Below are 25,475 nucleotides of genomic sequence, written 5' to 3' on the forward strand. Positions count from 1 at the left end.
GGAGAGAAGTTATGCAAGGCAAGTACAGTTCTGAACTGGCGGTACCGCTCGAAGAGCTATTGACCGTCGTCCTGATTACTCACAATCGGCCGGCGTTTTTGCGCCGGGCGGTGAAGTATTACAGCAGCTTGCCCTGCAGAATCATGGTGCTCGATTCGACACTCGAACGACCTGAAGGCGACTTTGACGCCGTCGATTACCACCATGTGCCGCAGTTCGCCTACTGGGGCATGCAGGCCAAACTGGCGTATGGCGTGGAGAAACTGACCACGCCATACATGGTGCTGGCGGCCGACGACGATTTCATCCTGCATGATTCGCTGGCAGAATCCGTCGGTTTCCTGCATGCCAACCCTGATTACGGGATGTGCCACGGCTATTGCCTGATGTACCTGTCATTGGCTCATGGCGTGAACTACTATCGCCGCGACAAGAAAGTCCAGGAAGACTATGCGTCCGAGCGGGCGCAGGAGCGCGTCCTCGATTACATGAACCAGTACATCCCGCCGTTCTACGCGGTGACCCGTACTGATCTGATGAAAAACTGGCACTCGGCGTTGCCGCCGGGGACCAATTTCCAGTGGCAGGAAATCGGCCACGTCTACTACCTGCTGGCCAGTGCCAAGGCCCGCATCCTGCCGATTCCGTACGTAGTGCGCGAGATCAACTACGGTGTCTCCGAGCACAATACCGATGTGTATCACTCGCTGACCTACGTCGACGCCAAATCGGTCGCCGAACGAGAGGCGTTTGCCGAGTTTCTCGTCTCGCTGCCTACCGCTATCGAAGGGCTGGATGCCGGGCAGGCCAAGGCCTTTGCCCTGGAGAGTTTCGAGGCAATGGCCGACAGCCTGAAGTCCGGGCGGGCGCTGACTGCCGAGCTGATTATCGAATCGACCTGGAACCAGGAACTGAAGGCGCCGGATCGTCGTTTTGGCCCGCTGCAGTACGTTGAAATGCCGTTCTACAACCAGGCATTCTTTGAGCGTCTGGAGCAGTTCGAATTCATGTTGCACACCCTGCCGGCCGGTCGCATGCAACTGGAAGGACTGGAAGGCGTGTGGGCCCGGCAAGCGCACCTGTTGCAGGCGCGCAATAACGACACGGCGGAAAGTGTGGTTGACCGGTTATGGCAGGCCCATGATCTGAATGCGTTCAACCTGACCGTGGTCAAACGTCTGGCGACCCAACTGGACATCGTCGGCGACGAAAACGCTGCGCAAGCCATGCGCGAGTGGATCGCCCGTCTCGAAGCGCTATTGGTCGAAGATCATCAGCCAGTGTTCGGCAAAATGAAGTCCGGTCGCCTGTTGCAGTGGCTGGCGGCTCGCGCGCCGGCGATCGAACAACTCGAGTCGATAGGCCAACATCTGGCGACTGAGGGCGGTGGCCCGCAATTCGGCATTTTCCTGCTCGATCTGGACAACGACATCGACAAGTTGCAGGTGTCGCTCGACAGCCTGCTGGAAGGTCACTGCAAAGCGTTCAGGATTGTCGTGTTCACCACCGGCGAAGCACCGGCGGCGACGACGGCACAAAACACCCTGCACTTTGTTCGTGTCACCCAAAGCAACTTTGTCGACAAGCTCAACCAGAGCGCTCAGCAGTCGCCAAGCGATTGGTTGCTGCTGGGTGAGGCGGGTGACCAGTTCACCGCCAGCGGCCTGTTGCGCGCCAGTCTGGAGCTGATGTCGGCCGAAGGTGTGCGTGCGGTGGCCACCGATGAAATCCAGCGCAAGGACAATGGCGCGCTGGTTGACGTGTTCCGCCCTGGTTTCAATCTGGACCTGCTGCAAAGCGTGCCGGCACTGATGGCGCGCCATTGGTTGATCCGCCGCGAAGTGTTGCTTGAAGCCGGCGGATATCAGGCTGACTTTAGCAAAGCGCTGGAATTCGACCTGCTGTTGCGCATCATCGAGCAGGGTGGCCTCGACGGTCTGGCGCATCTCGACGAGCCGTTGCTGATCACTCAGGCGGCAGAGCTTGAAGAAAACGCCCACGAACGTCAGGCGTTGCTGCGTCATCTGGGCAATCGCGGCTACAAGGCCAAGGTCACGTCGACGGCGCCGGGCACCTGGCAAATCGATTACCGCCACACCGAGCAGCCACTGGTTTCGATCATTGTGCCGGTCATCGATGATCTGCCAGTGCTGCGCCGTTGCCTGGAAGGCGTGTTGCTCAGAACCCGTTACAGTCGTTATGAAGTGTTGCTGGCGGCAAACGCCAATCAGTCGGCAGCGGTCAACGACTGGCTGGGCACGCTGCGCCACGCCAAAGTCAATGTGTTACGTGCCGATCAGCCGCTGAGCGAAGTCGCACTGTACAACGCCGCCAGCGAGCAGGCTCAAGGTGAGTATCTGGTGCTGTTGGCCGCAGACAGTGAAGTCGTCAACCCGAACTGGATCGATTCGCTGCTCAACCACGCCCAGCGTCCGGAAGTGGGCATCGTCGGTGCGAAATTGGTCGACCGTGACGGCAAGGTGGCCCAGGCCGGCTTGATTCTTGGCCTGAACGACGGCGTGGGTTCGGCCTTCATCGGCGAAAGTCACGCAGCAGACGGCTACATGCATCGCTTGGCCGTCGAGCAGAATTACTCGGCCGTGTCGAAGGTCTGCCTGATGGTGCGCAAAGAGCTGTTCAACGCGCTTGGCGGGCTGGATGAAGTGACGTTCGTCGAGGGTTATGCCGATGTCGATCTGTGCCTCAAGGCGAGTCAGGCCGGCTACCTCACCGTGTGGACGCCGTTGGTGCAGGTGCTGCATACCGGCGAGTTGCCGCAGGCGCCAGAAGCACTGGCGGCACTGCGTGAGAAATGGAGCGCCGCGTTCGCGCAGGATCCGGCTTACAACGCCAACCTGGCGCTGAGCGGCAAAGGTTTCACCCTGGGTGAAAATGCCTCGGTCAACTGGGCACAGTTGCTCGCTTAAGCGCGCCGGACAGGAATCAGCATATGTTCAACGGTAAATCGATTTTCATCTCCGGCGGCACAGGTTCGTTCGGGCGCAAATTCATCACGCGCCTGCTCGAGCAATACCAGCCCAAGCGCGTGGTGGTGTTTTCCCGTGACGAGTTGAAGCAGTACGAAATGCAGCAGACGTTCAACGCGCCGTGCATGCGTTATTTCATTGGTGACGTGCGTGACGCTGACCGTCTGCGTCAGGCCATGCGCGGCATCGACTACGTGGTGCATGCCGCGGCGTTGAAGCAAGTGCCAGCGGCGGAATACAACCCCACCGAATGCATCCGCACCAACGTCAATGGCGCGGAAAACATCATTGCCGCCGCCATCGACAACGGGGTGAAAAAAGTTGTCGCGCTGTCGACCGACAAAGCCGCCAGCCCGATCAACCTGTACGGCGCGACCAAGTTGCTCTCGGACAAATTGTTCGTCGCCGCCAACAACATTGCCGGCGAGCAGGAAACCCGCTTTGCCGTGGTGCGCTACGGCAATGTTGCCGGTTCCCGTGGTTCGGTGGTGCCGTTCTTCAGCAAACTGATCGCCGATGGCGCACAGGAACTGCCAATCACTGACGAGCGCATGACGCGGTTCTGGATCACCCTCGACCACGGCGTGCAATTCGTCCTCGACAGCTTTGCGCGGATGCACGGCGGTGAAGTGTTTGTGCCGAAGATTCCATCGATCCGCATTGTCGATCTGGCGCGCGGCATGGCTGAACACCTGCCGCACAAGAACGTCGGCATTCGTCCCGGCGAGAAGCTCCATGAATTGATGGTGCCGCTGGACGATGCGCGGATGACCCTGGAGTTTGCGGATCACTACACCATCCAGCCGTCGATTCGCTTTACCAGCGTTGATGTTGATTTTGCCGTCGACAAACTCGGCGAGCAGGGGCGTGCCGTGAGCGAGGATTTCGAGTACCGCTCCGACACCAATCCGCATTTCCTTTCGGTCGGGCAGATCGCTGATCTGCACGCGAAGCTCTCGGCATGATTCCCTACGGTCGGCAGAGCCTCGATCAGGCAGATATCGATGCCGTCGTCGAAGTGCTGCAGTCGGACTGGCTGACCCAAGGGCCGAGCATCGAGCGTTTCGAGCAGGCAATGGCCGAGCGTTGCCAGGCTGACTTCGCCGTCGCGGTGTGCAACGCCACGGCGGCGTTGCACATTGCCTGTCTGGCCGCTGGGCTGGGGCCGGGTGATCGTTTGTGGACGACGCCCAATACCTTTCTCGCCTCGGCCAACTGTGGACGTTATTGCTCTGCCGAGGTTGATTTCGTCGACATTGATCCGCTGACCTGGAACCTTGATGCGTTCGCCCTCGAAGCGAAACTCGATCAGGCCGAGCAGGACGGCACTTTGCCCAAAGTGCTAGTAGCGGTGGCGTTCTCCGGGCAGAGCTGTGACATGCGCAAGATTGCCGAACTGGCCGAGCGCTACAACTTCACCGTGATCGAAGATGCGTCTCACGCGGTCGGTGCCTCCTACGCCGGGCGGCCGGTCGGCTGCGGTGAGTTCGCAGCGATGACGGTGTTCAGCTTTCATCCGGTGAAAATCATTACCAGCGCCGAGGGCGGCATGGTGCTGACCAATCGGCCGCAACTGGCTGAGCGCTTGCAGCGTTTGCGCAGCCACGGCATGACCCGCGATGCGCAGCAGATGAGCGAACCGAGCCACGGCCCTTGGTACTACCAGCAGATCGAGCTGGGTTTCAATTACCGCATGACCGATCTGCAAGCCGCGCTGGGTTTGTCGCAACTGAGCAAACTCGACGACTTCATCGCCCGACGTCGTGAACTCGCGGCGCGATACGATCGCTTGCTGGCGTATCTGCCGGTGACGTTGCCCAGCTCTCAGCCCGAGGCGGAATCGGCTTGGCACCTGTATGTGATTCGGCTGCAGACCGACCGCATCGGCCTCAGTCATCGTCAGGTGTTTGAAGGCTTGCGTGCTGCCGGTGTTGGCGTGAATCTGCACTACATTCCTGTGCACCTGCAGCCGTACTATCGCGACCTGGGTTTCGCCGAGGGCGATTTCCCCGAGGCCGAGCGTTATTACGCCGAGGCGATCAGCCTGCCGCTGTTTCCGCTGTTGAGCGATGCGCAACAGGATTACGTGGTCGAGCAATTGCGTCGGCTGACCGAATAATTGCCGCTGAGGCAAAGGATGAGTATCTGCAATGCGTCATTTGAGTGAGCAGGAAAAGTTCTGGCAGGGCGACTTCGGCAACCAGTACGTCGCGCGCAATGTCGGTCAGCCGCTAGTGGCGGCGAACCTGGCGTTGTTTGCCAAAGCGCTGAGCCGGGCTGCAGGTATCGAGAGTCTGGTTGAGCTGGGCACCAATGCCGGCAACAATTTGCAGGCGTTGCATCAACTGCTGCCGCGCTGTGAACTGTTCGGCGTCGAGATCAATGAAAGCGCCTGTGCTCAAGCTCAGGCGTTGGACATTGCCCAGATCTGGCAAGGCTCGCTGTTCGATTTCCCGCGCGAGCGCCGCTACGACCTGACCCTGAGTAAAGGCGTGCTGATTCACTTGGCCCCGGAGCTGTTGCCGACCGCTTATGCGCAGTTGTACGCGTTGAGCCAGCGCTACATCCTGATCGCCGAGTATTACAATCCGGCGCCGGTAGAAGTGTCTTATCGTGGCAACAGCGGCAAACTGTTCAAGCGCGATTTTGCCGGTGAGATGCTCGATCGCTATGCCGATTTGCACTTGCTGGATTATGGTTTCGTCTATCACCGCGATCCGCAGTTTCCTGTGGACGACATCACCTGGTTCCTGTTGGAAAAACGTCCTTGAGCAACGTCGCAATCATCCCGGCCCGTGGCGGTAGCAAACGCATCCCGCGCAAGAACCTTTTGCCGTTCGACGGCGTGCCGATGATTGTCCGTTCGATCCGCACCGCGCTGGAATCGGGCTTGTTCGATCAGGTCGTGGTCAGCACCGACGATGCCGAAATTGCCGATGTGGCGCGAGTCCATGGCGCGCAGGTGCCATTTCTGCGCCCGGTAGACCTGGCCGATGATTTCACCGGCACGGCGGCAGTGATCGTGCATGCGCTGGAGCAACTGCCATCCTTCGATTTCGCTTGCTGCATTTACGCTACGGCACCGCTGTTGCAGGTGCGTTATCTACGTGAAGGCCTGGAGTTGCTGGAACGGCATGCAGACAAGTCGTTTGCGTTCTCCGTTTGCGATTTCGGCTTTCCGGTGCAACGGGCATTGACGCTGGACGAGCAGGGCGCCTTGCGCGCGTTGTATCCCGAGTTCCGCAACACCCGCTCGCAGGACCTGCCCAAAGCTTTTCAGGATGCCGGTCAGTTTTATTGGGGCCGTTGTGAGGCGTGGTTGCGCGGCGAGGTGCTCTATTCGCCAGCCAGCCTGCCGGTGATTCTGCCCCGGCATCTGGTCCAGGACATCGATACCGCCGAAGACTGGAAACGCGCCGAATACCTTTACGCCGCGCTCAAGGCTGGTGGAGAACTGCAATGAGAGTGCTGATTCGCGCGGACGCCTCGCCGACCATCGGCAGCGGCCACATCGCCCGCTGCCTGCCGCTGGCGCGAGTGCTGCGCGCGCAGGGCAGTCATGTCGCCTTCGCCTGTCGACGGTTGCCGGGACATCGTCTGGAGGCATTGAGCGCCGAGGGATTCGAAACGTTTGCGCTGCCTGAGCGCTACGCCAATGAAGATCCACAGCAAGCCATCGAATCGATGCTGCCGTGGCAGGCCGACATTGATGCGCTGGGCTCGCAGCTTGAAGGTCAGGCCGAGTTTGACTGGATCATCGTCGACCACTACGGTCTCGATCATCATTGGCAAACCGCTGCACGGCGCTGGGCGCATCGAATTGCAGCGGTGGATGATCTTGCCACCCGGCGCTACAGCGTCGATTTGTTGCTCAATCAGAATCTTTCCGGCCTCAGTGAAAACTATGCGCCGTTGCTGCCCGAAGGTTGTCGCACGTTGCTCGGGCCGCGTTATGCGCTGTTGCGCGAAGAATTCAACTGCCCTGCCATCGAGATCAAGCCCAAGGCGCACCGGGTACTGGTGAACTTCGGCGGATTCGATGCCGCAATGCAAACCCACCACGCGATGCTGGCCCTGGCGGATTTCACCGAGCTGCAGGTGGACTTCGTCGCTGGCGCCGATAATCCGGCGTGGGCGCAGATGCAGGCATTGGCCGAGACACGGCCGAACTGGCGTCTGCACAGTTTTGTCAGCGATTTCTACCAGCGCATGAGCGAAGCCGACCTGTTTGTCGGCGCCGGTGGCGGCACCAGTTGGGAGCGCGCGGCGTTGGGCTTGCCGACAATTTGCATTGCCGTGTCGAACAACCAGCAGGCCAACGGCGAAGTCATGGCTGTTACGGGGGCACATGTTTTCATGGGCGCCCGTGAGCAGGTCAGTGTCGAGCAGTTGCGCGACGCCGTCGGCTTCGTCGCCGACAATTATTATTTGCGACAGGGCCTGGCCGAACGCTCGCGGCAACTGGTCGATGGACGCGGAGCGCTGCGCGTTGCTGCCGCTCTGGCCGGCGCAGTACTCGCCATCCGTCCCGCCACGTTAGAGGATGCACGGCTGTTGTTCGATGGCCGCAATGCCGAACCGGTGCGGCGTTGGTCGCTGGCGAGCGCTGAAATCGACTGGTCGCAGCACGTCAACTGGCTGACCGCCAGTCTGCGTAATCCGCAGCGTTTACTGTTGATCGCCGAAGCCGATGACGGCCCGGTCGGTGTGCTGCGTTATGACCTGCGCGGGTTTGCTGCCGAAGTATCGATCTATCTGCTTGAGGGACGTTTCGGCCAGGGTTGGGGCAAGGCGCTGCTGACGCGGGGCGAAGCGTTCGTCACCCGCCACTGGTCGCAATTGACCGCCATTACCGCTCAGGTACTGCCGGGCAATCGTGCCTCGCTGAATGTGTTTCGTGACGCCGGGTTCACTCAGAGTGCCTGTACGTTCACCCGTGTTTTGAAGGATCACCCGCATGACTAGTTTCAAGATCGGCAACCGCTTGATCGGTGCCGATGCGCCGCCCTTCATCATTGCCGAGATGAGTGGCAACCATAACCAGACGCTGGACGTGGCCCTGCAAATCGTCGAGGCAGCGGCCAAGGCCGGGGCGCATGCCTTGAAACTGCAAACCTACACCGCCGAAACCATGACGCTGGATTTGTCTGAAGGTGAGTTCTTCATCAAGGATCCGGGCAGTCTGTGGGCCGGCACTTCGCTCTACGATTTGTATGAAAAAGCCCATACACCGTGGGAATGGCATGCGCCGATTTTTGCTCGTGCCAAGGAACTGGGGATGCTCGCGTTCTCGACACCGTTCGATGACAGCGCCGTGGACTTTCTCGAAAGCCTTGATGTGCCGGCCTACAAGATCGCCAGTTTCGAAAACACTGACTTGCCGTTGATCCGCCGTGTGGCGGCCACTGGCAAACCGCTGATCATCTCCACCGGCATGGCCAGCATCGCTGAGCTGGATGAAGCCGTGCGCGCCGCGCGTGAAGCCGGCTGCAAGGATCTGGTCTTGCTCAAATGCACCAGCACCTACCCGGCGACACCGCTCAACAGCAACGTGCGCACGATCCCGCATCTGCGGGAACTGTTCGGTTGCGAGGTCGGGCTGTCCGACCACTCGATGGGCGTAGGCGTATCGGTGGCTGCGGTGGCGCTGGGGGCGACGGTGGTGGAAAAACACTTCACCCTCGACCGTTCAGCAGGTGGCGTCGATGCCAGTTTCTCCCTGGAACCGGCGGAAATGGCCAGCCTGGTGGTGGAAACCGAGCGCGCCTGGCAAGCCATGGGCCAGGTGCATTACGGCGTTACCGAGGCCGAGCGCAAGTCGCTGGTCTATCGCCGCTCGCTGTACGTCACTGCCGACATGGCCGCCGGTGACACCTTTAGCGGGGACAATCTGCGCGCCATTCGCCCCGGTCTTGGTTTGCCGCCCAAGCACGCCGAAGCCGTCCTCGGTCGTCGCGCGCGCGCGCCAATCAAGCGCGGCACGCCGCTGGACTGGTCGTTGGTCGAATAAGCCGATCTGCACCGATTCGGCAAAATAGCGTGACCTGCGAGTCATAACGCGCATCTTCACTGTATTGTATTGATCGGGGAGATGGCGCCTGGCTCGTTTTCGATTCCAGTGATAGCCCTTTGCGCTCCCCGTGGCTGCCCGTTGTGGCGGCCGTTTTCTGTTTGTCGGCGCCCCTCGAAATCCTTGCGAGCGGTGGTCTTGGGCTGTTTTTTATTGGGAAGCCGTAATGATTGGCATAAAAAGCATTGCGAGCTACGTTCCTGTAGCCGGCGTGGACAATTACGCACAAGGTGCAAAATTCGAGAAGGATGAAGAATTCATCCTTGGCAAGATCGGTTCGGCATTCCTGCCGCGCAAAGACGCTGAACAAGAAACCTCCGACCTGTGCGTGGAAGCGGCCAATGCGCTGTTTGCCAGCAACCCGGATCTGAAACGTGAATCGATCGACGCATTGATCGTCGTCACCCAGAACGGTGACGAAGAAGGCCTGCCGCACACCGCCGCCATCGTGCAGGACAAACTCGGTCTGCCGACCAACGTTGCGGCGTTCGACATTTCCCTGGGCTGCTCCGGTTATGTCTACGGCATCTACGCGATCAAGGGCTTCATGGAAGCTGCCGGCCTGAAGAACGGCCTGCTGATTACCGCTGACCCGTACTCGAAAATCGTCGATCCGGAAGACCGCAACACCACCATGCTGTTCGGCGATGCCGCAACCGCTACGTGGATGGGTGAAGATCCGACCTGGGCGCTGGGCAAGGCCAAGTTTGGCACCGACGGCTCCGGTGCACCGCACTTGAAAGTCACCGATGGCGTGTTCTTCATGAACGGTCGTCAGGTCTTCAACTTTGCGCTGCTCAAAGTCCCGGCACACTTGCACGAACTGCTCGACGATTCCGGTCTGAAGGCCGATGACATCGATGCCTTCTGCATTCACCAAGGCAGTGCGGCGATTGTCGATGCCGTGGCGCGGCGCTTCGAAGGCGAGCCGGAGAAGTTCATCAAGGACATGGTCGAGACCGGGAATACCGTGTCGTCGAGCATTCCGTTACTGCTGGAAAAACACGTCATCGATTCCGATTGGCAGCGTATTGCGCTGAGCGGTTTTGGTGTCGGTCTGTCATGGGGCTCGGCGATCATCTATCGCCCTTGAGTCCGAGCAAAAACGGCGGATACAAAAATAGCGTTCAAGGTTAACCTTGAACGCTATTTTTTTGCCTGGAAGGGAGCGCGAGGCGCCATGAGCGAGTTTTTTCAAGCCAATGCCGAGGTGTTGCAACGGCGCTGGCCGGCGCTGTTCGAACGACTGATGGCGCAAGACAGTACGGCCATTGCGGCTCAATTGGTTGAGGGGCTAGGCTCGACGCTGAGCATCAACGGCATCCAGCTCACCAGTCGTCACGATCGCCTCCATGAAGCGCAGATTCAGGCGGCCAGCCTGCCGGACAAGGCGCAACTGCACGTCTATGGCACCGGTCTCGGTGATTTGCCCGGTGTGCTGCTTGAGCGGACGGGATTGCAACGCTTGTACGTGCACATCCTCAATGGCGCGCTGTTTGCGCTGGTGGTGCAACTGCTCGATCAGCGTCAGTGGCTGGAGGACCCGCGGGTCGAGTTGTTTTACGCTGCCGATCATCCGGACTTGTTCACGCCGTTTTTTGCCCTGCCTGCCGAGATGTTGCTGGCCGATGACTACAACGCGAAGATTCGCGATCGGCTGGTCAATGAAGTCCATCTGAGTTTTAACAATCGCGAATTCGACGCGCAGTCGCCGTTCATTCAACAGCGCTTGCAGGACTGCTTGCCGGTGCTGCTGGGTGATGACGATGTGGCGCAGTTGTTTGGTACCTGCACCGATCGCGAGATCTACGTGATCGCTACCGGGCCGACTCTGGAAGGGCACTTTGAACGATTGGCAGCGCTCCGGAATCAGGCTCAGCGCCCGCTGTTCATCTGTGTCGACACGGCGTATCGGCCGTTGATTGAGCACGGGATCGTTCCGGATCTGGTGGTGACCATTGATCAGCGTATCAGCTTCCGTCATTTGCCGTTCGAGGCGTCTGACGGTATCCCGCTGGTGTATTTGCCCATGAGCGATCCCGAAGTTCTGCGGGCCTGGAAGGGCAAGCGCTATGGCGGTTACTCGGCAAGTCCGGTGTACGCCGGGTTGCGTGAACAGCATCCGCGCGCGCTGCTGCACGTCGGCGGCAGCGTGATCCATCCGGCGGTCGATCTGGCGGTGCAAATGGGCGCGTCTCGCATCACGCTATTTGGCGCTGATTTCGCCTTTCCGATGAACAAGACTCACGCGGGCTGGAGCGATGGCGATCTGGGGCCGGGTGTGAATCAGGCGCGGCACTGGGTGCGCGATGGGCAGGGTCAGCGAGTCAGTACCCAGCTCAACTTCCGCGGTTACCTGTGTGTGCTGGAACGTTACATCGCTGCGCATCCGCACGTTGAGTTCTTCAACAGCAGCAAGGCGGGTGCGCTGATCGCCGGGACGCAATTCAATCAGGAGTTTGTGCAATGACGGCGATGAAAAAGTGCATCGGTGAATGCCGTCAGTGTGCCGGTCTGTTTCGGCTGGGGCGGGATGTCGAGGCAGCGCTGGGCATGGTTGATATTTTCGAAGATGCACAGCAGTTGCTGCTCTCGGGGTCTGCGGATGTCCAGCAAATGTGGGCGCAGGTGCTCGCGCAAATGCTCGATTGTCAGGAGCGCCAGGACTGGTTGGGGCTGGCTGATTATATGGAGTACGAATTGATCGAGTTGCTGGAAAGTGTTCCGGTCTGAGCAGGCCGACAGCACTGGCCCGCAGCTTTGCGCGGCAGTCGGTTTTATGACGTCATTTTTTCGCGGCTGACGTACTGCTAAGTCTTTGTTTTCTCGGGGGTGGCAGGGTGATGGCAAATTTTTTTCAAAAAGCCCTCAAGCAACCTGCAAACCCGACGATAACTATTACGAAGGTTCTCTAGGCCATACCCGGCGGTTGCCAGGGCCGGAAGCCGCAGTACCCAACCAACGAGGAATTCGTCATGGCTTTAACAGTAAACACCAACACCACGTCGTTGAACGTTCAGAAAAACCTGAACCGCGCTTCCGACGCTCTGTCGACTTCGATGCAGCGCCTGTCTTCCGGCCTGAAAATCAACAGCGCTAAAGACGACGCCGCTGGCCTGCAGATCTCGAACCGTATGTCCTCGCAGATCCGTGGTAACACCCAAGCCATCCAGAACGCCAACGACGGTATCTCCGTTGCCCAGACCGCTGAAGGCGCTCTGCAAGCTACTACCGACATCCTGCAGCGTATGCGTGAACTGGCTGTTAAAGCACGTAACGGTACCAACGGCACTGCTGACCAGACCGCTACCAACGCTGAATTCGCTCAGATGTCCGACGAGATCACCCGTATCTCGGCTTCGACCAACCTGAACGGCAAAAACCTGCTGGACGGTTCGGCTGGTACTGTGACCCTGCAAGTGGGCGCAAACACCGGTTCGGCTAACCACATCGACCTGGTACTGAGCTCCAAGTTCGACGCAGTAAGCCTGTCGGTAGGTAGCGGTACTCTGTCCCTGACCGGTGCTACCGTAACTGGCGCTTCGCAGAACATCGACAACGCGATCACCGCGATCGACGCTGCAATCGCTGCCATCGGTGCAACTCGTGCCAGCCTGGGTGCTTCGCAAAACCGTCTGACCAGCACCATCCAGAACTTGCAGAACATCACCGAGAACACCACTGCTGCACAAGGTCGCGTACAAGATACCGACTTCGCCGCAGAGACTGCTAACCTGACCAAGCAGCAAACCCTGCAACAGGCTTCGACCTCTGTTCTGGCTCAAGCCAACCAACTGCCTTCCGCTGTACTGAAGCTGCTTCAGTAATTTCGGAATGAGTTTGAGCGGGGGAGTGCGCTGGTCGCGCTCTCTCGCTTTTTTCGTTAGGAGGTGATGGGCATGGACATGAGCGTAAAGCTTAACGTGTCTTATCCGGCTCCCAAGCCAGCGACACCTGTTGCTGACAAGCCGTCAGAGACGCCAAAAGTTGCCAAGGTCGAAGCGCCGGTCGCTGACAGGAAAAGTCAGGGCACGGATGACGCCAAGCTGAAACTGGCAGTGCAGGAGATCGAGAAGTTCGTCCAATCGATCAAGCGCAATCTGGAGTTCTCGATCGATGAGCATTCCGGGAAGGTCATCGTCAAGGTGATCGCAAGCGAGACGGGTGAGGTCGTACGACAGATTCCCTCCGCAGAAGCCCTCAAGCTGGCAGACAGCCTCGCCAATGCGAGTCACGTATTGTTTGACGYCAAAGTCTGATAGCTGGCATGAATTATGTTTGTCCGTTCTCAAGATGCGTGTAACGGTCAAAAGAATGGCAACAATCTGAAGGGAGATGCACATGGCAAGTCCAATTCTACCGGGTTCCGGACTGGGTTCCGGCCTGGACATCGGCGCGATCGTGACCGCGCTGGTAAACGCCGACAAGTCGCCGAAGCAGACGCAGATCGATTCTGCGACCAAAACCAACACCCTGAAGATTTCCGGTGTCGGTGCGCTGAAAAACGCATTGGCGGCCTACCAGAAGGCAATGACCGATCTGGGCAGTAAGACCAACCCTGCGTTTGCCGGTTACGCGGCGACCTCGGCTACCCCGACAACGCTGACCGCGACTTCCGATAACACGGCTGTTTCGGGCACATACAGTGTCGTGGTAAATAACTTGGCCACCGGCTCGAAAGTAGCCAGTGCATCCTTTGCCGGCGGCGCGGCCAGTGCCATTCCGAGTGGTACCCTGAAAATCAGTCAGAATGGCACTGATTACAATGTCGATATTCCGGCCAATGCCACCTTGCAGACTACCCGTGATGCCATCAACAAGGCGCAGGGTGTCAACGGTGTTTCCGCCAACATCGTGACCGACAGCTCGGGCGCTTCGCGTCTGGTGATCAGCTCCAACAAGACGGGCGCGGGCTCCGACCTGACGGTCAGTGGTATTGCCGGTCTGGAAATCGATGGCACCAAGGTCATGTCTGCGACCCCGGCCGCTGGTGACTCAGGGGCTGTGGGCGATATTGCCAAGGATGCGAAGCTGACCATTGATGGTCTTGCCGTTACCAGCAAGAGCAACACAGTGAGCGGCGCCATCAGTGGCTTGACCATGAACCTGGTGGAAGCCAGCCCCACTGCGGTCAAGGTCTCTGTCGATACCAACACCAAGGGCTTGCAGGCTTCGGTTCAGCAATTCGTCGACGCTTTCAACACGCTCAAGACCACTATCGATAGCCTGTCCAAGGCAACGCCGGACGAAGATGGCAAGTTGACGGTGCAGGCCGCGTTTACCGGTGATTCTCTGCCGCGGACGTTGATTGCGGACATTCGTGCCCAATTGACCACTTCGTCGCCTGGCGAGCTGGGTGTGCTGTCGCAGATCGGCGTCATGACCGATCGCGACACCGGTAAGCTGACGCTGGACGCGACGGCTTTCAACAAGGCCATGTCTCAGCCAGGCATGACTGGCCAGGTGCAGCAGCTGTTCTCCGGTACCGACGACAAAAACGGTCTGTTGGCGCGAATGAGCAAAGCGGTCGATCCGTACCTCAAAGCTTCTGCTGATGGTAAAACCACCAGCGGTCTGCTTGATCAGCGTATGACCATTCTGAACAACAACACCCGCAGCCTCACGTCGCAGCAGTTGGCGCTGGATCTGCGTGTCGCCAACCTGACCAAGACGTTGACTGCCAAGTACAACGCCATGGACTTGCTGGTAGGGCAGATGAAGGCTACGGCGAGCAACATTACGTCGTTCTTCAGCTCGCTGAACGCTCAGCAGTCCGCGAAGTAAAAGGCGGGCACGACAAAAACCCGGCTACGCTTCATCGGCGTGCGCCGGGTTTTTGTCTTTTGATCTAAAGTTCTGTGATTCGTTGGCGATACACTGGTTATACGAGTCATTGTGGCAATGAGGTAGAACATGAATCCGATGTTAGCCCTTCGGCAGTATCAGAAAGTCGGCGCACACGCTCAGACATCCGAAGCGAGCCCGCACCGTCTGGTGCAAATGTTGATGGAAGGTGGTCTGGCCCGTATCGCTCAGGCCAAAGGCGCCATCGAGCGCAAGGACATTCCTGGCAAATGCACTTCGATCAGCAAGGCGATTGGCATTGTCAGCGGTCTGCGTGAAGGCCTTGATCTGGAAAACAGCGCAGATACCCTGGCTGATCTGGATGGGCTGTATATCTACATGATGAAGCGCCTCGCCGAGGCGAACATCAGCAGCGACCTGCGCATTCTTGATGAGGTTGCCGGCTTGCTGAGCACGGTCAAGGAAGGCTGGGATGCTATTGCCCCTGTGCCTGCTCCGCAGTTTTAAAGGAGATCGTCATGAGTCTTGTATTGCAGCGAATCGCCGATACCCGAGAAGCGTTGGTTACTGCCCTCGCTGAACGCAATTGGGAAGCCATTGGTGAACTGGATCTGGCTTGCCGTTCCTGCATGGAAGACGTCATGGCTGAGGCTGCGCTGGACGAGGTCGCGTTGCGCGACAACCTTGAGGAGTTGCTCCACGTCTACAAGGAGCTTCTCGAGGTGGCCATGGGTGAGCGGCAGGCGATAGCTAACGAGATGTCGCAGATCACCCAAGCGCAAAAGGCGGCAAAGGTTTACCATCTGTTTGGTTAATTAACCCCCAGTTAATCCAGACATGTGCGCCATAAATTTGACTGTGCACGGTTTTTTGACTTAACTAGTGGCTGTTTTCAGATTTCAGGCGTCTACAGGCACATGGTGTCCTGCAAGCGTCTCGCTTGCCCCTTATTTTGGGCATTGAGTTGACTAGGGAAGTTGCTATTGCATGTGGCGTGAAACCAAAATTCTGCTGATCGATGACGATAGCGTCCGCCGCCGCGACCTGGCGGTGATTCTAAATTTTCTTGGCGAAGAAAATTTACCCTGCGGCAGCCATGACTGGCAGCAGGCAGTCGGCTCTTTGTCGTCTAGTCGTGAGGTCATTTGCGTACTGATCGGGACGGTTAATGCTCCTGGTGCGCTTTTGGGCTTGCTAAAGACACTCTCAACCTGGGATGAGTTCCTTCCGGTTTTGTTGATGGGCGATAATTCTTCCGTTGACTTGCCTGAAGACCAGCGTCGCCGAGTGCTTTCGACCCTCGAAATGCCTCCCAGCTACAGCAAATTGCTCGACTCCCTGCACCGTGCCCAGGTCTATCGCGAGATGTACGACCAGGCACGCGAGCGCGGTCGTCATCGCGAACCCAATCTGTTCCGCAGCCTTGTCGGCACCAGCCGTGCGATTCAGCACGTGCGCCAGATGATGCAGCAAGTCGCCGACACCGATGCCAGCGTACTGATCCTCGGTGAGTCCGGCACTGGCAAGGAAGTGGTTGCGCGCAACCTGCATTACCATTCCAAGCGCCGCGACGCACCATTCGTGCCGGTCAACTGCGGGGCGATCCCGGCAGAGCTGCTCGAAAGCGAATTGTTCGGTCACGAGAAGGGCGCCTTTACCGGCGCGATCACCAGCCGTGCCGGCCGCTTCGAATTGGCCAATGGCGGGACCCTGTTCCTCGACGAAATCGGCGACATGCCACTGCCGATGCAGGTCAAGCTGCTGCGCGTCCTGCAGGAGCGCACCTTCGAGCGCGTGGGCAGCAACAAGACCCAGAGCGTCGATGTGCGCATCATCGCCGCGACCCACAAGAATCTCGAAAGCATGATCGAGATCGGCACCTTCCGCGAAGACCTTTACTATCGCCTGAACGTGTTCCCGATCGAGATGGCGCCGCTGCGTGAGCGCGTCGAAGATATTCCTTTGCTGATGAACGAACTGATCTCGCGCATGGAACACGAGAAGCGCGGTTCGATCCGCTTCAACTCGGCAGCGATCATGTCGCTGTGCCGTCACGGCTGGCCGGGCAACGTCCGCGAGCTGGCCAACCTGGTGGAGCGCATGGCGATCATGCATCCGTACGGGGTGATCGGCGTGGTCGAGCTGCCGAAGAAATTCCGCTACGTCGACGACGAAGACGAGCAAATGGTCGACAGCCTGCGCAGCGATCTCGAAGAGCGCGTGGCGATCAACGGTCATACGCCGGACTTCACCGCCAACGCCATGCTGCCGCCGGAAGGCCTGGACCTGAAAGACTACCTCGGTGGTCTGGAGCAAGGCCTGATTCAGCAGGCGTTGGACGATGCCAATGGCATTGTGGCGCGTGCGGCTGAGCGCCTGCGTATCCGTCGCACCACCCTGGTGGAGAAGATGCGCAAGTACGGCATGAGCCGGCGCGATGGAGATGAACAGGCGGAGGATTGACGCCTGTTTTTCAACTGCTTCATTTATAAGCAGTTTTTTTTAGGCACGGGTATTGCTACAGCCCTCGCAACGTTCCGTTTAACTGACGGTCAGCCAAGCGAGAAAGCACAATGCCCCACGCCCAGATGTCTACTGCCTCCAGTCCCGAGGGGCAGCCGTCCTCCGTAGAGCAGGCAAGCCGACAGGGCCTGGAGCAGGCATTCGAGCTGTTCAGCCAGATGTCCAGCCAGCTGACGGACTCCTACAGCATGCTTGAGGCACGGGTAACCGAGCTCAAGGGTGAGCTCGCAGTCGTCAGTGCCCAGCGCATGCAGGAGCTGGCGGAAAAAGAACGCTTGGCCAACCGCCTGCAAAACCTCCTTGATCTGTTGCCCGGTGGCGTCATCGTCATCGACGGTCACGGCATGGTGCGCGAATCTAATCCTGCCGCTATCGAACTGCTCGGCTTGCCGCTTGAGGGCGAGCTGTGGCGCCATGTGATTGCGCGTTGCTTTGCCCCGCGTGAAGACGACGGTCATGAAGTTTCCTTGAAAAATGGTCGACGCCTGTCTATCGCCACCCGTTCGCTGGATGCCGAGCCGGGGCAACTGGTGCTGCTCAATGACCTGACAGAAACCCGTCATCTGCAAGATCAACTGGCACGCCACGAGCGCTTGTCCTCGCTGGGGCGTATGGTCGCCTCGCTGGCCCATCAGATCCGCACTCCGCTATCCGCTGCATTGCTCTATGCCAGTCATTTGACTGAGCAGCAATTGCCGGTCGCTACCCAGCAGCGTTTCGCCGGGCGCCTGAAAGAGCGCCTGCACGAACTCGAGCACCAAGTGCGCGACATGCTGGTCTTCGCTCGCGGTGAGTTGCCGCTGACCGATCGCCTGACCCCGAATAGCTTGATGCAGGCACTGCAAGCGGCGGCGCTGACGCATGTCCAGGATCTGCCCATCCGCTGGCAGTGCGACAGTCATGCCGGTGAGCTGCTGTGCAACCGCGACACGCTGGTCGGAGCGCTGCTGAACCTGATCGAAAACGCCATTCAGGCCAGTGTCGGCGACGTCCGCCTGAAAGTGCATTGCTACACCCGTGACAACAACCTGCATCTGAGTATCAGCGACAGTGGCAGCGGCATCGAGCCTGCGGTTCTGGCGCGGCTCGGCGAGCCATTTTTTACCACCAAAGTCACCGGCACCGGCCTCGGCCTGACCGTGGTCAAGGCTGTGGCCCGTGCGCATCAGGGAGAATTGCTGCTGCGTTCGCGGGTCGGGCGCGGCACGTGCGCGCAGGTGATCCTGCCGCTGTTTTCTGCTGTACACGGAGCTGAGTAAAAGACATGGGCATCAAGGTTTTGCTGGTCGAGGATGACCGCTCATTGCGCGAGGCGCTGGCCGATACGTTGTTGCTGGCCGGGCACGATTACCATGCGGTCGGCTGCGCTGAAGACGCGCTGACGGCGGTGGCGCGTGAGGCGTTCAATCTGGTGGTCAGCGACGTCAACATGCCGGGCATGGACGGTCACCAGTTACTCTCGCTGTTGCGGGCCCGCCAACCGCAATTGCCGGTGTTGCTGATGACGGCGCACGGCGCGGTCGAGCGTGCGGTCGATGCGATGCGCCAGGGCGCGGCCGACTATCTGGTCAAGCCGTTTGAACCCAAGGCCTTGCTGGATCTGGTGGCACGGCATGCGCTAGGCAGTATTGGCACAAGCGACGGCGACGGTCCGGTGGCCGTCGAGCCGGCCAGTGCGCAGTTGCTGGAGCTGGCAGCGCGGGTGGCGCGCAGCGATTCGACAGTGCTGATCTCCGGCGAATCCGGCACCGGTAAAGAAGTGTTGGCGCGCTACATTCACCAGCAATCCCATCGCGCCAGCCAGCCGTTCATTGCGATCAACTGTGCGGCGATCCCGGACAACATGCTCGAAGCCACGTTGTTCGGCCACGAGAAGGGTTCGTTCACCGGCGCCATCGCGGCGCAGGCCGGCAAGTTCGAACAAGCCGACGGCGGCACGCTGTTGCTCGACGAAATCTCCGAAATGCCCCTCGGCCTGCAAGCCAAACTCCTGCGCGTGTTGCAGGAGCGCGAGGTCGAGCGCGTCGGGGCGCGTAAACCGATTGCCCTGGATATTCGCGTGGTCGCCACCACCAACCGTGATCTGGCGGGCGAAGTGGCGGCGGGGCGTTTCCGTGAAGACCTTTTTTACCGTCTGTCGGTTTTCCCCTTGGCCTGGCGTCCACTTCGCGAGCGCACTGCCGATATCCTGCCGCTGGCCGAAAGGTTGCTGGCCAAACACGTCAATAAAATGAAGCACGCGGCGGCGAAACTCTCACCTGAAGCGCAAGCTTGCCTGACCGCTTACCCGTGGCCGGGCAATGTGCGTGAGCTGGATAACGCCATTCAGCGTGCGCTGATCTTGCAGCAGGGCGGTTTGATTCAGCCGCAGGATTTCTGTCTGGCCGGTCCCGTGACGTACACCGCGATGCCCGTCGTCGCGCCGGTGTCAGCGGTGCTTCGCGAGGTGGAAATCGAAGCGGATTCCGCCGGTGCACTGGGCGATGACCTGCGGCGCCGGGAGTTTCAGATGATCATCGACACCCTGCGCGCCGAGCGCGGCCGACGAAAGGAAGCGGCGGAAAAGCTCGGTATCAGCCCGCGCACCCTGCGCTACAAGCTGGCGCAAATGCGCGATGCCGGGATGGACGTCGAAGGTTATCTGTTCGCCACCTGACGTCTGGCGCAACGATTTGAAAACGCTTTTCTGAAAGGGGTGCCCATGAGCTGGCACCCTTGTTGCTAATACCTGTGTACCCGCCGAGTGAGTGTCAAAAAATTGCGGGCCGCCCAAGAGAGTAGACCATGAGCCAAGGTATTGAATTTAATCGGTTGATGACAGACATGAAGGCCATGAAGCTGGATGCCATGTCTGCGCCGAAATCGACGACCGCTGTCCCTGAGTTGGGAGGCAGCAGCTTTTCCGACATGCTCGGTCAGGCGATCAACAAGGTCAGCGATACCCAGACCGCGTCGACTCAGTTGGCCAACGCATTCGAAGTGGGCAAGAGCGGCGTCGATCTGACGGACGTGATGATCGCTTCGCAAAAAGCCAGCGTGTCGTTCCAGGCTCTGACCCAGGTGCGCAACAAGCTGGTTCAGGCTTATCAAGACATCATGCAGATGCCGGTTTAAGGACGAGATTGAGTCATGGCAGAAGCAGTCGCCGATAACGTTCCGGCCAAGGCCACCCCGATAGACGGCAAACCGCCGCTGTTCGGCCTGTCCTTCCTGGAAAACCTCTCCGAGATGACCATGCTGCGTCAGGTGGGCCTGTTGGTCGGCCTGGMTGCGAGCGTGGCGATTGGCTTTGCCGTGGTGCTGTGGTCGCAGCAGCCGGATTACCGTCCGTTGTACGGCAGTCTTGCCGGCATGGACGCCAAGCAGGTCATGGACACCCTGGCCTCTGCTGACATTCCTTACACCGTCGAACCGAACTCCGGCGCCTTGCTGGTCAAGGCCGATGACCTGTCCCGTGCGCGGATGAAACTCGCCGCTGCTGGTGTCACTCCCAGCGACGGCAACATCGGTTTTGAAATCCTCGACAAGGAACAGGGGCTGGGCACCAGTCAGTTCATGGAAGCGACGCGCTACCGTCGTGGCCTCGAAGGTGAACTGGCGCGGACCATCTCCAGCTTGAACAACGTCAAGGGTGCCCGCGTGCACCTGGCGATTCCGAAGAGTTCGGTGTTCGTGCGTGATGAACGCAAGCCAAGTGCTTCGATTCTGGTCGAGTTGTATTCCGGTCGTTCGCTGGAGCCGGGTCAGGTGGTGGCGATCATCAACCTGGTGGCCACCTCCGTTCCTGAATTGAGCAAGTCGCAGATCACCGTCGTCGACCAGAAGGGCAACCTGCTCTCTGATCAGGCGGAGAACTCCGAAATGACCATGGCCGGCAAGCAGTTCGATTACAGCCGCCGCATGGAAAGCATGCTCACCCAGCGCGTGCACAACATTCTGCAGCCGGTATTGGGCAATGATCGCTACAAGGCTGAGGTCTCGGCCGACATCGATTTCAATGCCGTCGAGTCGACTGCCGAGCAGTTCAACCCGGATCAACCGGCGTTGCGCAGCGAGCAGTCGGTCAACGAACAACGCACCGCCAGCAATGGCCCGCAAGGTGTGCCGGGTGCCCTGAGCAACCAGCCGCCGTCGCCAGCCTCGGCGCCGCAAACCACCGGTGGCGCCGCCGCGCCGGCCGCTATGGTGCAGCCAGGCCAGCCATTGGTTGACGCCAACGGTCAGCAGATCATGGACCCGGCCACCGGCCAGCCGATGCTCGCACCATACCCGGCAGACAAGCGTCAACAATCGACCAAGAACTTCGAACTCGACCGTTCCATCAGCCACACCAAACAGCAGCAGGGTCGCCTGAATCGCCTGTCGGTGTCGGTGGTGGTCGACGATCAGGTCAAGGTCAACGCGGCCAACGGCGAAACCACACGCGCGCCGTGGAGCGCCGACGAATTGGCGCGTTTCACTCGTCTGGTCCAGGACGCCGTCGGTTTCGACGCCAGTCGTGGCGACAGCGTCAGCGTGATCAACATGCCGTTCTCCGCCGAGCGCGGCGAAGTGATTGCCGATATTCCGTTCTACTCCCAGCCATGGTTCTGGGACATCGTCAAACAAGTGCTGGGTGTGTTGTTCATCCTGGTGCTGGTGTTTGGTGTGCTGCGTCCGGTGCTCAACAACATTACCGGCGGCGGCAAAGGCAAGGAGCTGGCCGGTCTGGGCAGCGACGTGGAACTCGGTGGGATGGGCGGCCTGGACGGCGACCTGGCCAACGACCGCGTAAGCCTCGGTGGTCCGCAGAGCATTCTGTTGCCGAGCCCAAGTGAGGGTTATGACGCGCAACTGAATGCAATCAAGAGTCTGGTGGCCGAGGATCCGGGTCGCGTGGCTCAGGTCGTGAAAGAGTGGATTAACGCAGATGAGTGATAACCGAGCCGCTACCGTCAAACTGACCAAGGTCGACAAAGCCGCGATTCTGCTGCTGTCCCTGGGTTCGACCGACGCCGCACAAGTGCTGCGCCACATGGGCCCGAAAGAGGTTCAGCGTGTCGGCGTGGCCATGGCCCAGATGGGCAACGTCCATCGCGAGCAGGTCGAGCAGGTCATGAGCGAGTTCGTCGATATCGTCGGCGACCAGACCAGCCTCGGCGTCGGTTCCGACGACTACGTGCGCAAAATGCTCACTCAGGCCCTGGGTGAAGACAAGGCCAACGGCCTGATCGACCGCATCCTGCTCGGTGGCAACACCAGTGGCCTCGACAGCCTGAAATGGATGGAGCCGCGCGCCGTTGCCGACGTGATCCGTTACGAGCACCCGCAAATTCAAGCGATCGTGGTGGCGTACCTCGACCCGGATCAGGCCGGTGAAGTGCTCGGCAACTTCGACCACAAGGTGCGTCTGGACATCATCCTGCGCGTCTCGTCGTTGAACACCGTACAGCCAGCAGCACTGAAAGAACTCAACCAGATTCTCGAGAAGCAGTTCTCCGGCAACTCGAATGCCTCGCGCACCACCCTGGGTGGTATCAAGCGTGCGGCCGACATCATGAACTTCCTCGACAGCTCGATCGAAGGCCAGCTCATGGATTCGATCCGCGAAGTCGACGAAGACCTGTCCGGTCAGATCGAGGACCTCATGTTCGTGTTCAACAACCTCGCCGATGTCGACGACCGTGGCATTCAGGCGTTGCTGCGCGAAGTGTCCTCGGACGTGCTGGTGCTGGCCCTCAAGGGTTCGGACGAAGGTGTCAAAGAGAAGATCTTCAAGAACATGTCCAAACGTGCTGCCGAACTGTTGCGCGACGACCTCGAGGCCAAAGGCCCGGTGCGCGTCAGCGATGTCGAAACCGCGCAGAAAGAAATCCTCACCATTGCCCGTCGTATGGCCGAAGCCGGCGAGATCGTACTCGGTGGCAAAGGTGGCGAGGAAATGATCTAAGCCCATGGACAAGCACGACGACGATGTGACGGATCTGATCCGTGCCCGCGATGTCCGTGGTTTCGAATCCTGGGCCATGCCCAGCTTCGATCCGCCGAAACCGGAACCCGAGCCAGAGCCGGAACCCGAACCGCCGGAAATGGAAGAGGTGCCGCTGGAAGAAGTCCAGCCACTGACCCTGGAAGAACTCGAAAGCATCCGTCAGGAGGCTTACAACGAAGGCTTCGGCATCGGCGAGAAAGAAGGCTTTCACAGCGCCACGCTCAAGGTTCGTCAGGAAGCTGAAGTGGCGCTGGCGGCAAAACTTGCCAGCCTTGAGCAGTTGATGGCGAACCTGTTCGAACCCATCGCTGAGCAAGACACGCAGATCGAAAAATCGCTGGTCGACCTCGTGCAGCACATCACCAAACAGGTGATCAAGCGCGAACTGGCCATTGATTCCAGCCAGATCGAACACGTCATGCGCGATGCGCTCAAGCTGTTGCCGCTGGGTGTGGAAAACGTGCGTCTGTACGTCAATCCGCAGGACTTCGAACAGGCCAAGGCCTTGCGCGAACGTCATGATGAAACCTGGCGCATCGTCGAAGATGAATCGCTGTTGCCGGGTGGCTGCCGGGTTGAAACCGAGCACAGCCGCATCGATGCCAGCATCGAAACCCGTGTCGCTCAGGTCATGGCCAAACTGTTCGATCAGTTGCACGAGCAGGCGTTGCACCCGGCCGAGGCGGATCTGAGTCTGGATATTCCAGAAGACGTAAAACCGGGGGCCACACCTGACGAGCCGCTCGCGGACGAACCCGATGCGCCTTGAACGCACCAGTTTCGCCAAGCGCCTGAGCACTTACGCTGAGGCCACCGAGATTGCCGGCGCGCCGATTCTTGAAGGTCGCCTGCTGCGCATGGTCGGCCTCACCCTCGAAGCCGAAGGCCTGCGCGCCGCCATGGGCACGCGCTGCCTGGTGATCAATGACGACAGCTATCACCCGTCCCAGGTCGAAGCGGAAGTCATGGGGTTTTCCGGCAGCAAAGTTTTTCTGATGCCGGTCGGCAGCGTTGCCGGCATCGCCCCGGGCGCCCGTGTGGTACCACTGGCTGATACCGGTCGCTTGCCGATGGGCATGAGCATGCTCGGGCGCGTCCTCGACGGCGCCGGTCGTGCGCTGGACGGCAAGGGCGGGATGAAGGCCGAAGACTGGGTGCCAATGGACGGCCCGACGATCAACCCGCTCAACCGTGACCCGATCAGCGTACCGCTGGACGTTGGTATCCGTTGCATCAACGGTTTGCTGACGGTCGGTCGCGGCCAGCGTCTGGGTCTGTTCGCCGGTACCGGTGTCGGTAAATCGGTGTTGCTGGGCATGATGACCCGCTTCACCGAGGCCGACATCATCGTCGTTGGCCTGATCGGTGAGCGGGGTCGAGAAGTTAAGGAATTCATCGAGCACATCCTCGGTGAAGAAGGTCTCAAGCGTTCCGTGGTCGTCGCATCCCCTGCGGACGATGCGCCGCTGATGCGCCTGCGCGCCGCCATGTATTGCACGCGAATTGCCGAGTATTTCCGCGACAAGGGCAAGAACGTCCTGCTGCTGATGGATTCGCTGACCCGTTTCGCCCAGGCGCAGCGGGAAATCGCCTTGGCCATCGGCGAACCGCCGGCAACCAAGGGGTATCCGCCGTCAGTGTTCGCCAAATTGCCGAAACTGGTTGAGCGTGCCGGTAATGCGGAGAAGGGCGGTGGTTCGATTACCGCGTTCTATACGGTGTTGTCCGAAGGCGATGACCAGCAGGATCCGATTGCCGACTCGGCTCGAGGCGTACTTGATGGTCACATCGTGCTGTCCCGGCGTCTGGCCGAGGAAGGGCACTATCCGGCCATCGACATTGAAGCGTCGATCAGCCGGGTAATGCCGGCGGTGGTTTCGCCGGAACACATGCAGCGCGCGCAGTACTTCAAACAGTTGTGGTCGCGTTATCAGCAGAGCCGCGATCTGATCAGCGTCGGCGCCTACGTTGCCGGCGGCGACCGCGAGACCGATCTGGCGATTTCCCTGCAACCGCAGTTGGTGCGCTACCAGCGTCAGGGCCTCAACGACAAAATCAACATGGGTGAAAGCCAGGCCTATCTCGAGACCTTGTTCGCCCCTGCGGCGGGCGGGTAACC

The 25,475-nt window shown here is 59.6% G+C and carries 23 protein-coding genes; all 23 read left to right on the plus strand.

Going from position 1 to position 25,475, the window contains the following annotated elements; genetic code table 11:
* The first annotated feature begins 11 nt into the window (after positions 1 to 11).
* The 23 genes from AC1DVF_RS12400 to fliI all read left to right on the plus strand — a co-directional run bounded on the left by AC1DVF_RS12400 (position 12) and on the right by fliI (position 25,473).
* Positions 12 to 2,927 (plus strand): TIGR00180 family glycosyltransferase, encoded by a 2,916-nt coding sequence (locus tag AC1DVF_RS12400; RefSeq protein ID WP_477782516.1) that lies wholly within the window; start codon positions 12 to 14, stop codon positions 2,925 to 2,927.
* 23 nt (positions 2,928 to 2,950) lie between these two features.
* Complete coding sequence (pseB, locus tag AC1DVF_RS12405) at positions 2,951 to 3,952, plus strand: UDP-N-acetylglucosamine 4,6-dehydratase (inverting) (protein WP_093439643.1); 1,002 nt, start codon at positions 2,951 to 2,953, stop codon at positions 3,950 to 3,952.
* Positions 3,949 to 5,106, plus strand: a complete 1,158-nt coding sequence (gene pseC, locus AC1DVF_RS12410) for a UDP-4-amino-4,6-dideoxy-N-acetyl-beta-L-altrosamine transaminase (protein WP_477782517.1) — start codon at positions 3,949 to 3,951, stop codon at positions 5,104 to 5,106. The genes pseB and pseC overlap by 4 nt, the downstream gene beginning before the upstream one ends.
* A gap of 31 nt (positions 5,107 to 5,137) precedes the next feature.
* Complete coding sequence (locus AC1DVF_RS12415) at positions 5,138 to 5,758, plus strand: pseudaminic acid biosynthesis-associated methylase (protein ID WP_477782518.1); 621 nt, start codon at positions 5,138 to 5,140, stop codon at positions 5,756 to 5,758.
* Positions 5,755 to 6,450 (plus strand): pseudaminic acid cytidylyltransferase, encoded by a 696-nt coding sequence (gene pseF / locus AC1DVF_RS12420; protein ID WP_477782519.1) that lies wholly within the window; start codon positions 5,755 to 5,757, stop codon positions 6,448 to 6,450. The genes AC1DVF_RS12415 and pseF overlap by 4 nt, the downstream gene beginning before the upstream one ends.
* Positions 6,447 to 7,952, plus strand: coding sequence for a UDP-2,4-diacetamido-2,4,6-trideoxy-beta-L-altropyranose hydrolase (gene pseG, locus AC1DVF_RS12425; RefSeq protein ID WP_477782520.1), 1,506 nt, complete (start codon positions 6,447 to 6,449; stop codon positions 7,950 to 7,952). The genes pseF and pseG overlap by 4 nt, the downstream gene beginning before the upstream one ends.
* Positions 7,945 to 8,997: a pseudaminic acid synthase gene (pseI, locus tag AC1DVF_RS12430; protein ID WP_477782521.1), complete on the plus strand. Its 1,053-nt coding sequence runs from the start codon at positions 7,945 to 7,947 to the stop codon at positions 8,995 to 8,997. The genes pseG and pseI overlap by 8 nt, the downstream gene beginning before the upstream one ends.
* Before the next feature lie 226 nt (positions 8,998 to 9,223).
* Positions 9,224 to 10,150, plus strand: a complete 927-nt coding sequence (locus AC1DVF_RS12435; protein WP_007920064.1) for a ketoacyl-ACP synthase III — start codon at positions 9,224 to 9,226, stop codon at positions 10,148 to 10,150.
* 87 nt (positions 10,151 to 10,237) lie between these two features.
* Complete coding sequence (locus AC1DVF_RS12440; RefSeq protein ID WP_477782522.1) at positions 10,238 to 11,527, plus strand: motility associated factor glycosyltransferase family protein; 1,290 nt, start codon at positions 10,238 to 10,240, stop codon at positions 11,525 to 11,527.
* Positions 11,524 to 11,790 (plus strand): hypothetical protein, encoded by a 267-nt coding sequence (locus AC1DVF_RS12445; protein WP_116254416.1) that lies wholly within the window; start codon positions 11,524 to 11,526, stop codon positions 11,788 to 11,790. Before AC1DVF_RS12440 ends, AC1DVF_RS12445 begins: the two co-directional genes overlap by 4 nt.
* 242 nt (positions 11,791 to 12,032) lie before the next feature.
* The gene (locus AC1DVF_RS12450) at positions 12,033 to 12,884 is read left to right on the plus strand and encodes a flagellin domain-containing protein (RefSeq protein WP_007920059.1); all 852 of its coding nucleotides are present in this window, start codon (positions 12,033 to 12,035) and stop codon (positions 12,882 to 12,884) included.
* 72 nt (positions 12,885 to 12,956) lie between these two features.
* Positions 12,957 to 13,316, plus strand: a complete 360-nt coding sequence (locus AC1DVF_RS12455; RefSeq protein ID WP_477782523.1) for a flagellar protein FlaG — start codon at positions 12,957 to 12,959, stop codon at positions 13,314 to 13,316.
* 82 nt (positions 13,317 to 13,398) lie between these two features.
* The gene (fliD, locus tag AC1DVF_RS12460) at positions 13,399 to 14,841 is read left to right on the plus strand and encodes a flagellar filament capping protein FliD (RefSeq protein ID WP_007920056.1); all 1,443 of its coding nucleotides are present in this window, start codon (positions 13,399 to 13,401) and stop codon (positions 14,839 to 14,841) included.
* A 129-nt stretch (positions 14,842 to 14,970) separates the two neighbouring features.
* Entirely contained in the window at positions 14,971 to 15,369 is a 399-nt protein-coding gene (fliS, locus tag AC1DVF_RS12465; protein WP_093439698.1) for a flagellar export chaperone FliS, read from the plus strand.
* A gap of 11 nt (positions 15,370 to 15,380) precedes the next feature.
* Positions 15,381 to 15,677 (plus strand): flagellar protein FliT, encoded by a 297-nt coding sequence (gene fliT / locus AC1DVF_RS12470; RefSeq protein ID WP_016984299.1) that lies wholly within the window; start codon positions 15,381 to 15,383, stop codon positions 15,675 to 15,677.
* A gap of 172 nt (positions 15,678 to 15,849) precedes the next feature.
* Positions 15,850 to 17,325: a sigma-54 dependent transcriptional regulator gene (locus AC1DVF_RS12475; RefSeq protein ID WP_007920053.1), complete on the plus strand. Its 1,476-nt coding sequence runs from the start codon at positions 15,850 to 15,852 to the stop codon at positions 17,323 to 17,325.
* Between the two features lie 125 nt (positions 17,326 to 17,450).
* Entirely contained in the window at positions 17,451 to 18,644 is a 1,194-nt protein-coding gene (locus AC1DVF_RS12480) for a sensor histidine kinase (RefSeq protein WP_177413071.1), read from the plus strand.
* A 5-nt stretch (positions 18,645 to 18,649) separates the two neighbouring features.
* Positions 18,650 to 20,041, plus strand: a complete 1,392-nt coding sequence (locus AC1DVF_RS12485; RefSeq protein WP_093439706.1) for a sigma-54-dependent transcriptional regulator — start codon at positions 18,650 to 18,652, stop codon at positions 20,039 to 20,041.
* 128 nt (positions 20,042 to 20,169) lie between these two features.
* Entirely contained in the window at positions 20,170 to 20,499 is a 330-nt protein-coding gene (gene fliE, locus AC1DVF_RS12490; protein WP_007920044.1) for a flagellar hook-basal body complex protein FliE, read from the plus strand.
* 15 nt (positions 20,500 to 20,514) lie between these two features.
* A complete protein-coding gene (gene fliF, locus AC1DVF_RS12495; protein ID WP_477782524.1) occupies positions 20,515 to 22,302 on the plus strand; it encodes a flagellar basal-body MS-ring/collar protein FliF in 1,788 nt (595 codons plus the stop codon).
* Positions 22,295 to 23,314 (plus strand): flagellar motor switch protein FliG, encoded by a 1,020-nt coding sequence (gene fliG / locus AC1DVF_RS12500; protein ID WP_016771079.1) that lies wholly within the window; start codon positions 22,295 to 22,297, stop codon positions 23,312 to 23,314. Before fliF ends, fliG begins: the two co-directional genes overlap by 8 nt.
* 4 nt (positions 23,315 to 23,318) lie before the next feature.
* Positions 23,319 to 24,125 (plus strand): flagellar assembly protein FliH, encoded by an 807-nt coding sequence (gene fliH, locus AC1DVF_RS12505; protein WP_477782525.1) that lies wholly within the window; start codon positions 23,319 to 23,321, stop codon positions 24,123 to 24,125.
* Positions 24,115 to 25,473 carry a flagellar protein export ATPase FliI gene (fliI, locus tag AC1DVF_RS12510; protein WP_093439720.1) on the plus strand — a complete coding sequence of 453 codons (1,359 nt, stop codon included), beginning with the start codon at positions 24,115 to 24,117 and terminating at the stop codon, positions 25,471 to 25,473. Before fliH ends, fliI begins: the two co-directional genes overlap by 11 nt.
* Positions 25,474 to 25,475: the final 2 nt, after the last annotated feature.

The sequence above is a fragment of the Pseudomonas sp. P4_D7 genome, from assembly GCF_056401755.1.

Bases quoted from the DNA above. Each gene is read 5' to 3' on its own strand.
- AC1DVF_RS12400 (WP_477782516.1), top strand. From the start codon at position 12: ATGCAAGGCAAGTACAGTTCTGAACTGGCGGTACCGCTCGAAGAGCTA.
- pseB (WP_093439643.1), top strand. From the start codon at position 2,951: ATGTTCAACGGTAAATCGATTTTCATCTCCGGCGGCACAGGTTCGTTC.
- pseC (WP_477782517.1), top strand. From the start codon at position 3,949: ATGATTCCCTACGGTCGGCAGAGCCTCGATCAGGCAGATATCGATGCC.
- AC1DVF_RS12415 (WP_477782518.1), top strand. From the start codon at position 5,138: ATGCGTCATTTGAGTGAGCAGGAAAAGTTCTGGCAGGGCGACTTCGGC.
- pseG (WP_477782520.1), top strand. From the start codon at position 6,447: ATGAGAGTGCTGATTCGCGCGGACGCCTCGCCGACCATCGGCAGCGGC.
- pseI (WP_477782521.1), top strand. From the start codon at position 7,945: ATGACTAGTTTCAAGATCGGCAACCGCTTGATCGGTGCCGATGCGCCG.
- AC1DVF_RS12435 (WP_007920064.1), top strand. From the start codon at position 9,224: ATGATTGGCATAAAAAGCATTGCGAGCTACGTTCCTGTAGCCGGCGTG.
- AC1DVF_RS12440 (WP_477782522.1), top strand. From the start codon at position 10,238: ATGAGCGAGTTTTTTCAAGCCAATGCCGAGGTGTTGCAACGGCGCTGG.
- AC1DVF_RS12445 (WP_116254416.1), top strand. From the start codon at position 11,524: ATGACGGCGATGAAAAAGTGCATCGGTGAATGCCGTCAGTGTGCCGGT.
- AC1DVF_RS12450 (WP_007920059.1), top strand. From the start codon at position 12,033: ATGGCTTTAACAGTAAACACCAACACCACGTCGTTGAACGTTCAGAAA.
- fliD (WP_007920056.1), top strand. From the start codon at position 13,399: ATGGCAAGTCCAATTCTACCGGGTTCCGGACTGGGTTCCGGCCTGGAC.
- fliS (WP_093439698.1), top strand. From the start codon at position 14,971: ATGAATCCGATGTTAGCCCTTCGGCAGTATCAGAAAGTCGGCGCACAC.
- fliT (WP_016984299.1), top strand. From the start codon at position 15,381: ATGAGTCTTGTATTGCAGCGAATCGCCGATACCCGAGAAGCGTTGGTT.
- AC1DVF_RS12475 (WP_007920053.1), top strand. From the start codon at position 15,850: ATGTGGCGTGAAACCAAAATTCTGCTGATCGATGACGATAGCGTCCGC.
- AC1DVF_RS12480 (WP_177413071.1), top strand. From the start codon at position 17,451: ATGTCTACTGCCTCCAGTCCCGAGGGGCAGCCGTCCTCCGTAGAGCAG.
- AC1DVF_RS12485 (WP_093439706.1), top strand. From the start codon at position 18,650: ATGGGCATCAAGGTTTTGCTGGTCGAGGATGACCGCTCATTGCGCGAG.
- fliE (WP_007920044.1), top strand. From the start codon at position 20,170: ATGAGCCAAGGTATTGAATTTAATCGGTTGATGACAGACATGAAGGCC.
- fliG (WP_016771079.1), top strand. From the start codon at position 22,295: ATGAGTGATAACCGAGCCGCTACCGTCAAACTGACCAAGGTCGACAAA.
- fliH (WP_477782525.1), top strand. From the start codon at position 23,319: ATGGACAAGCACGACGACGATGTGACGGATCTGATCCGTGCCCGCGAT.
- fliI (WP_093439720.1), top strand. From the start codon at position 24,115: ATGCGCCTTGAACGCACCAGTTTCGCCAAGCGCCTGAGCACTTACGCT.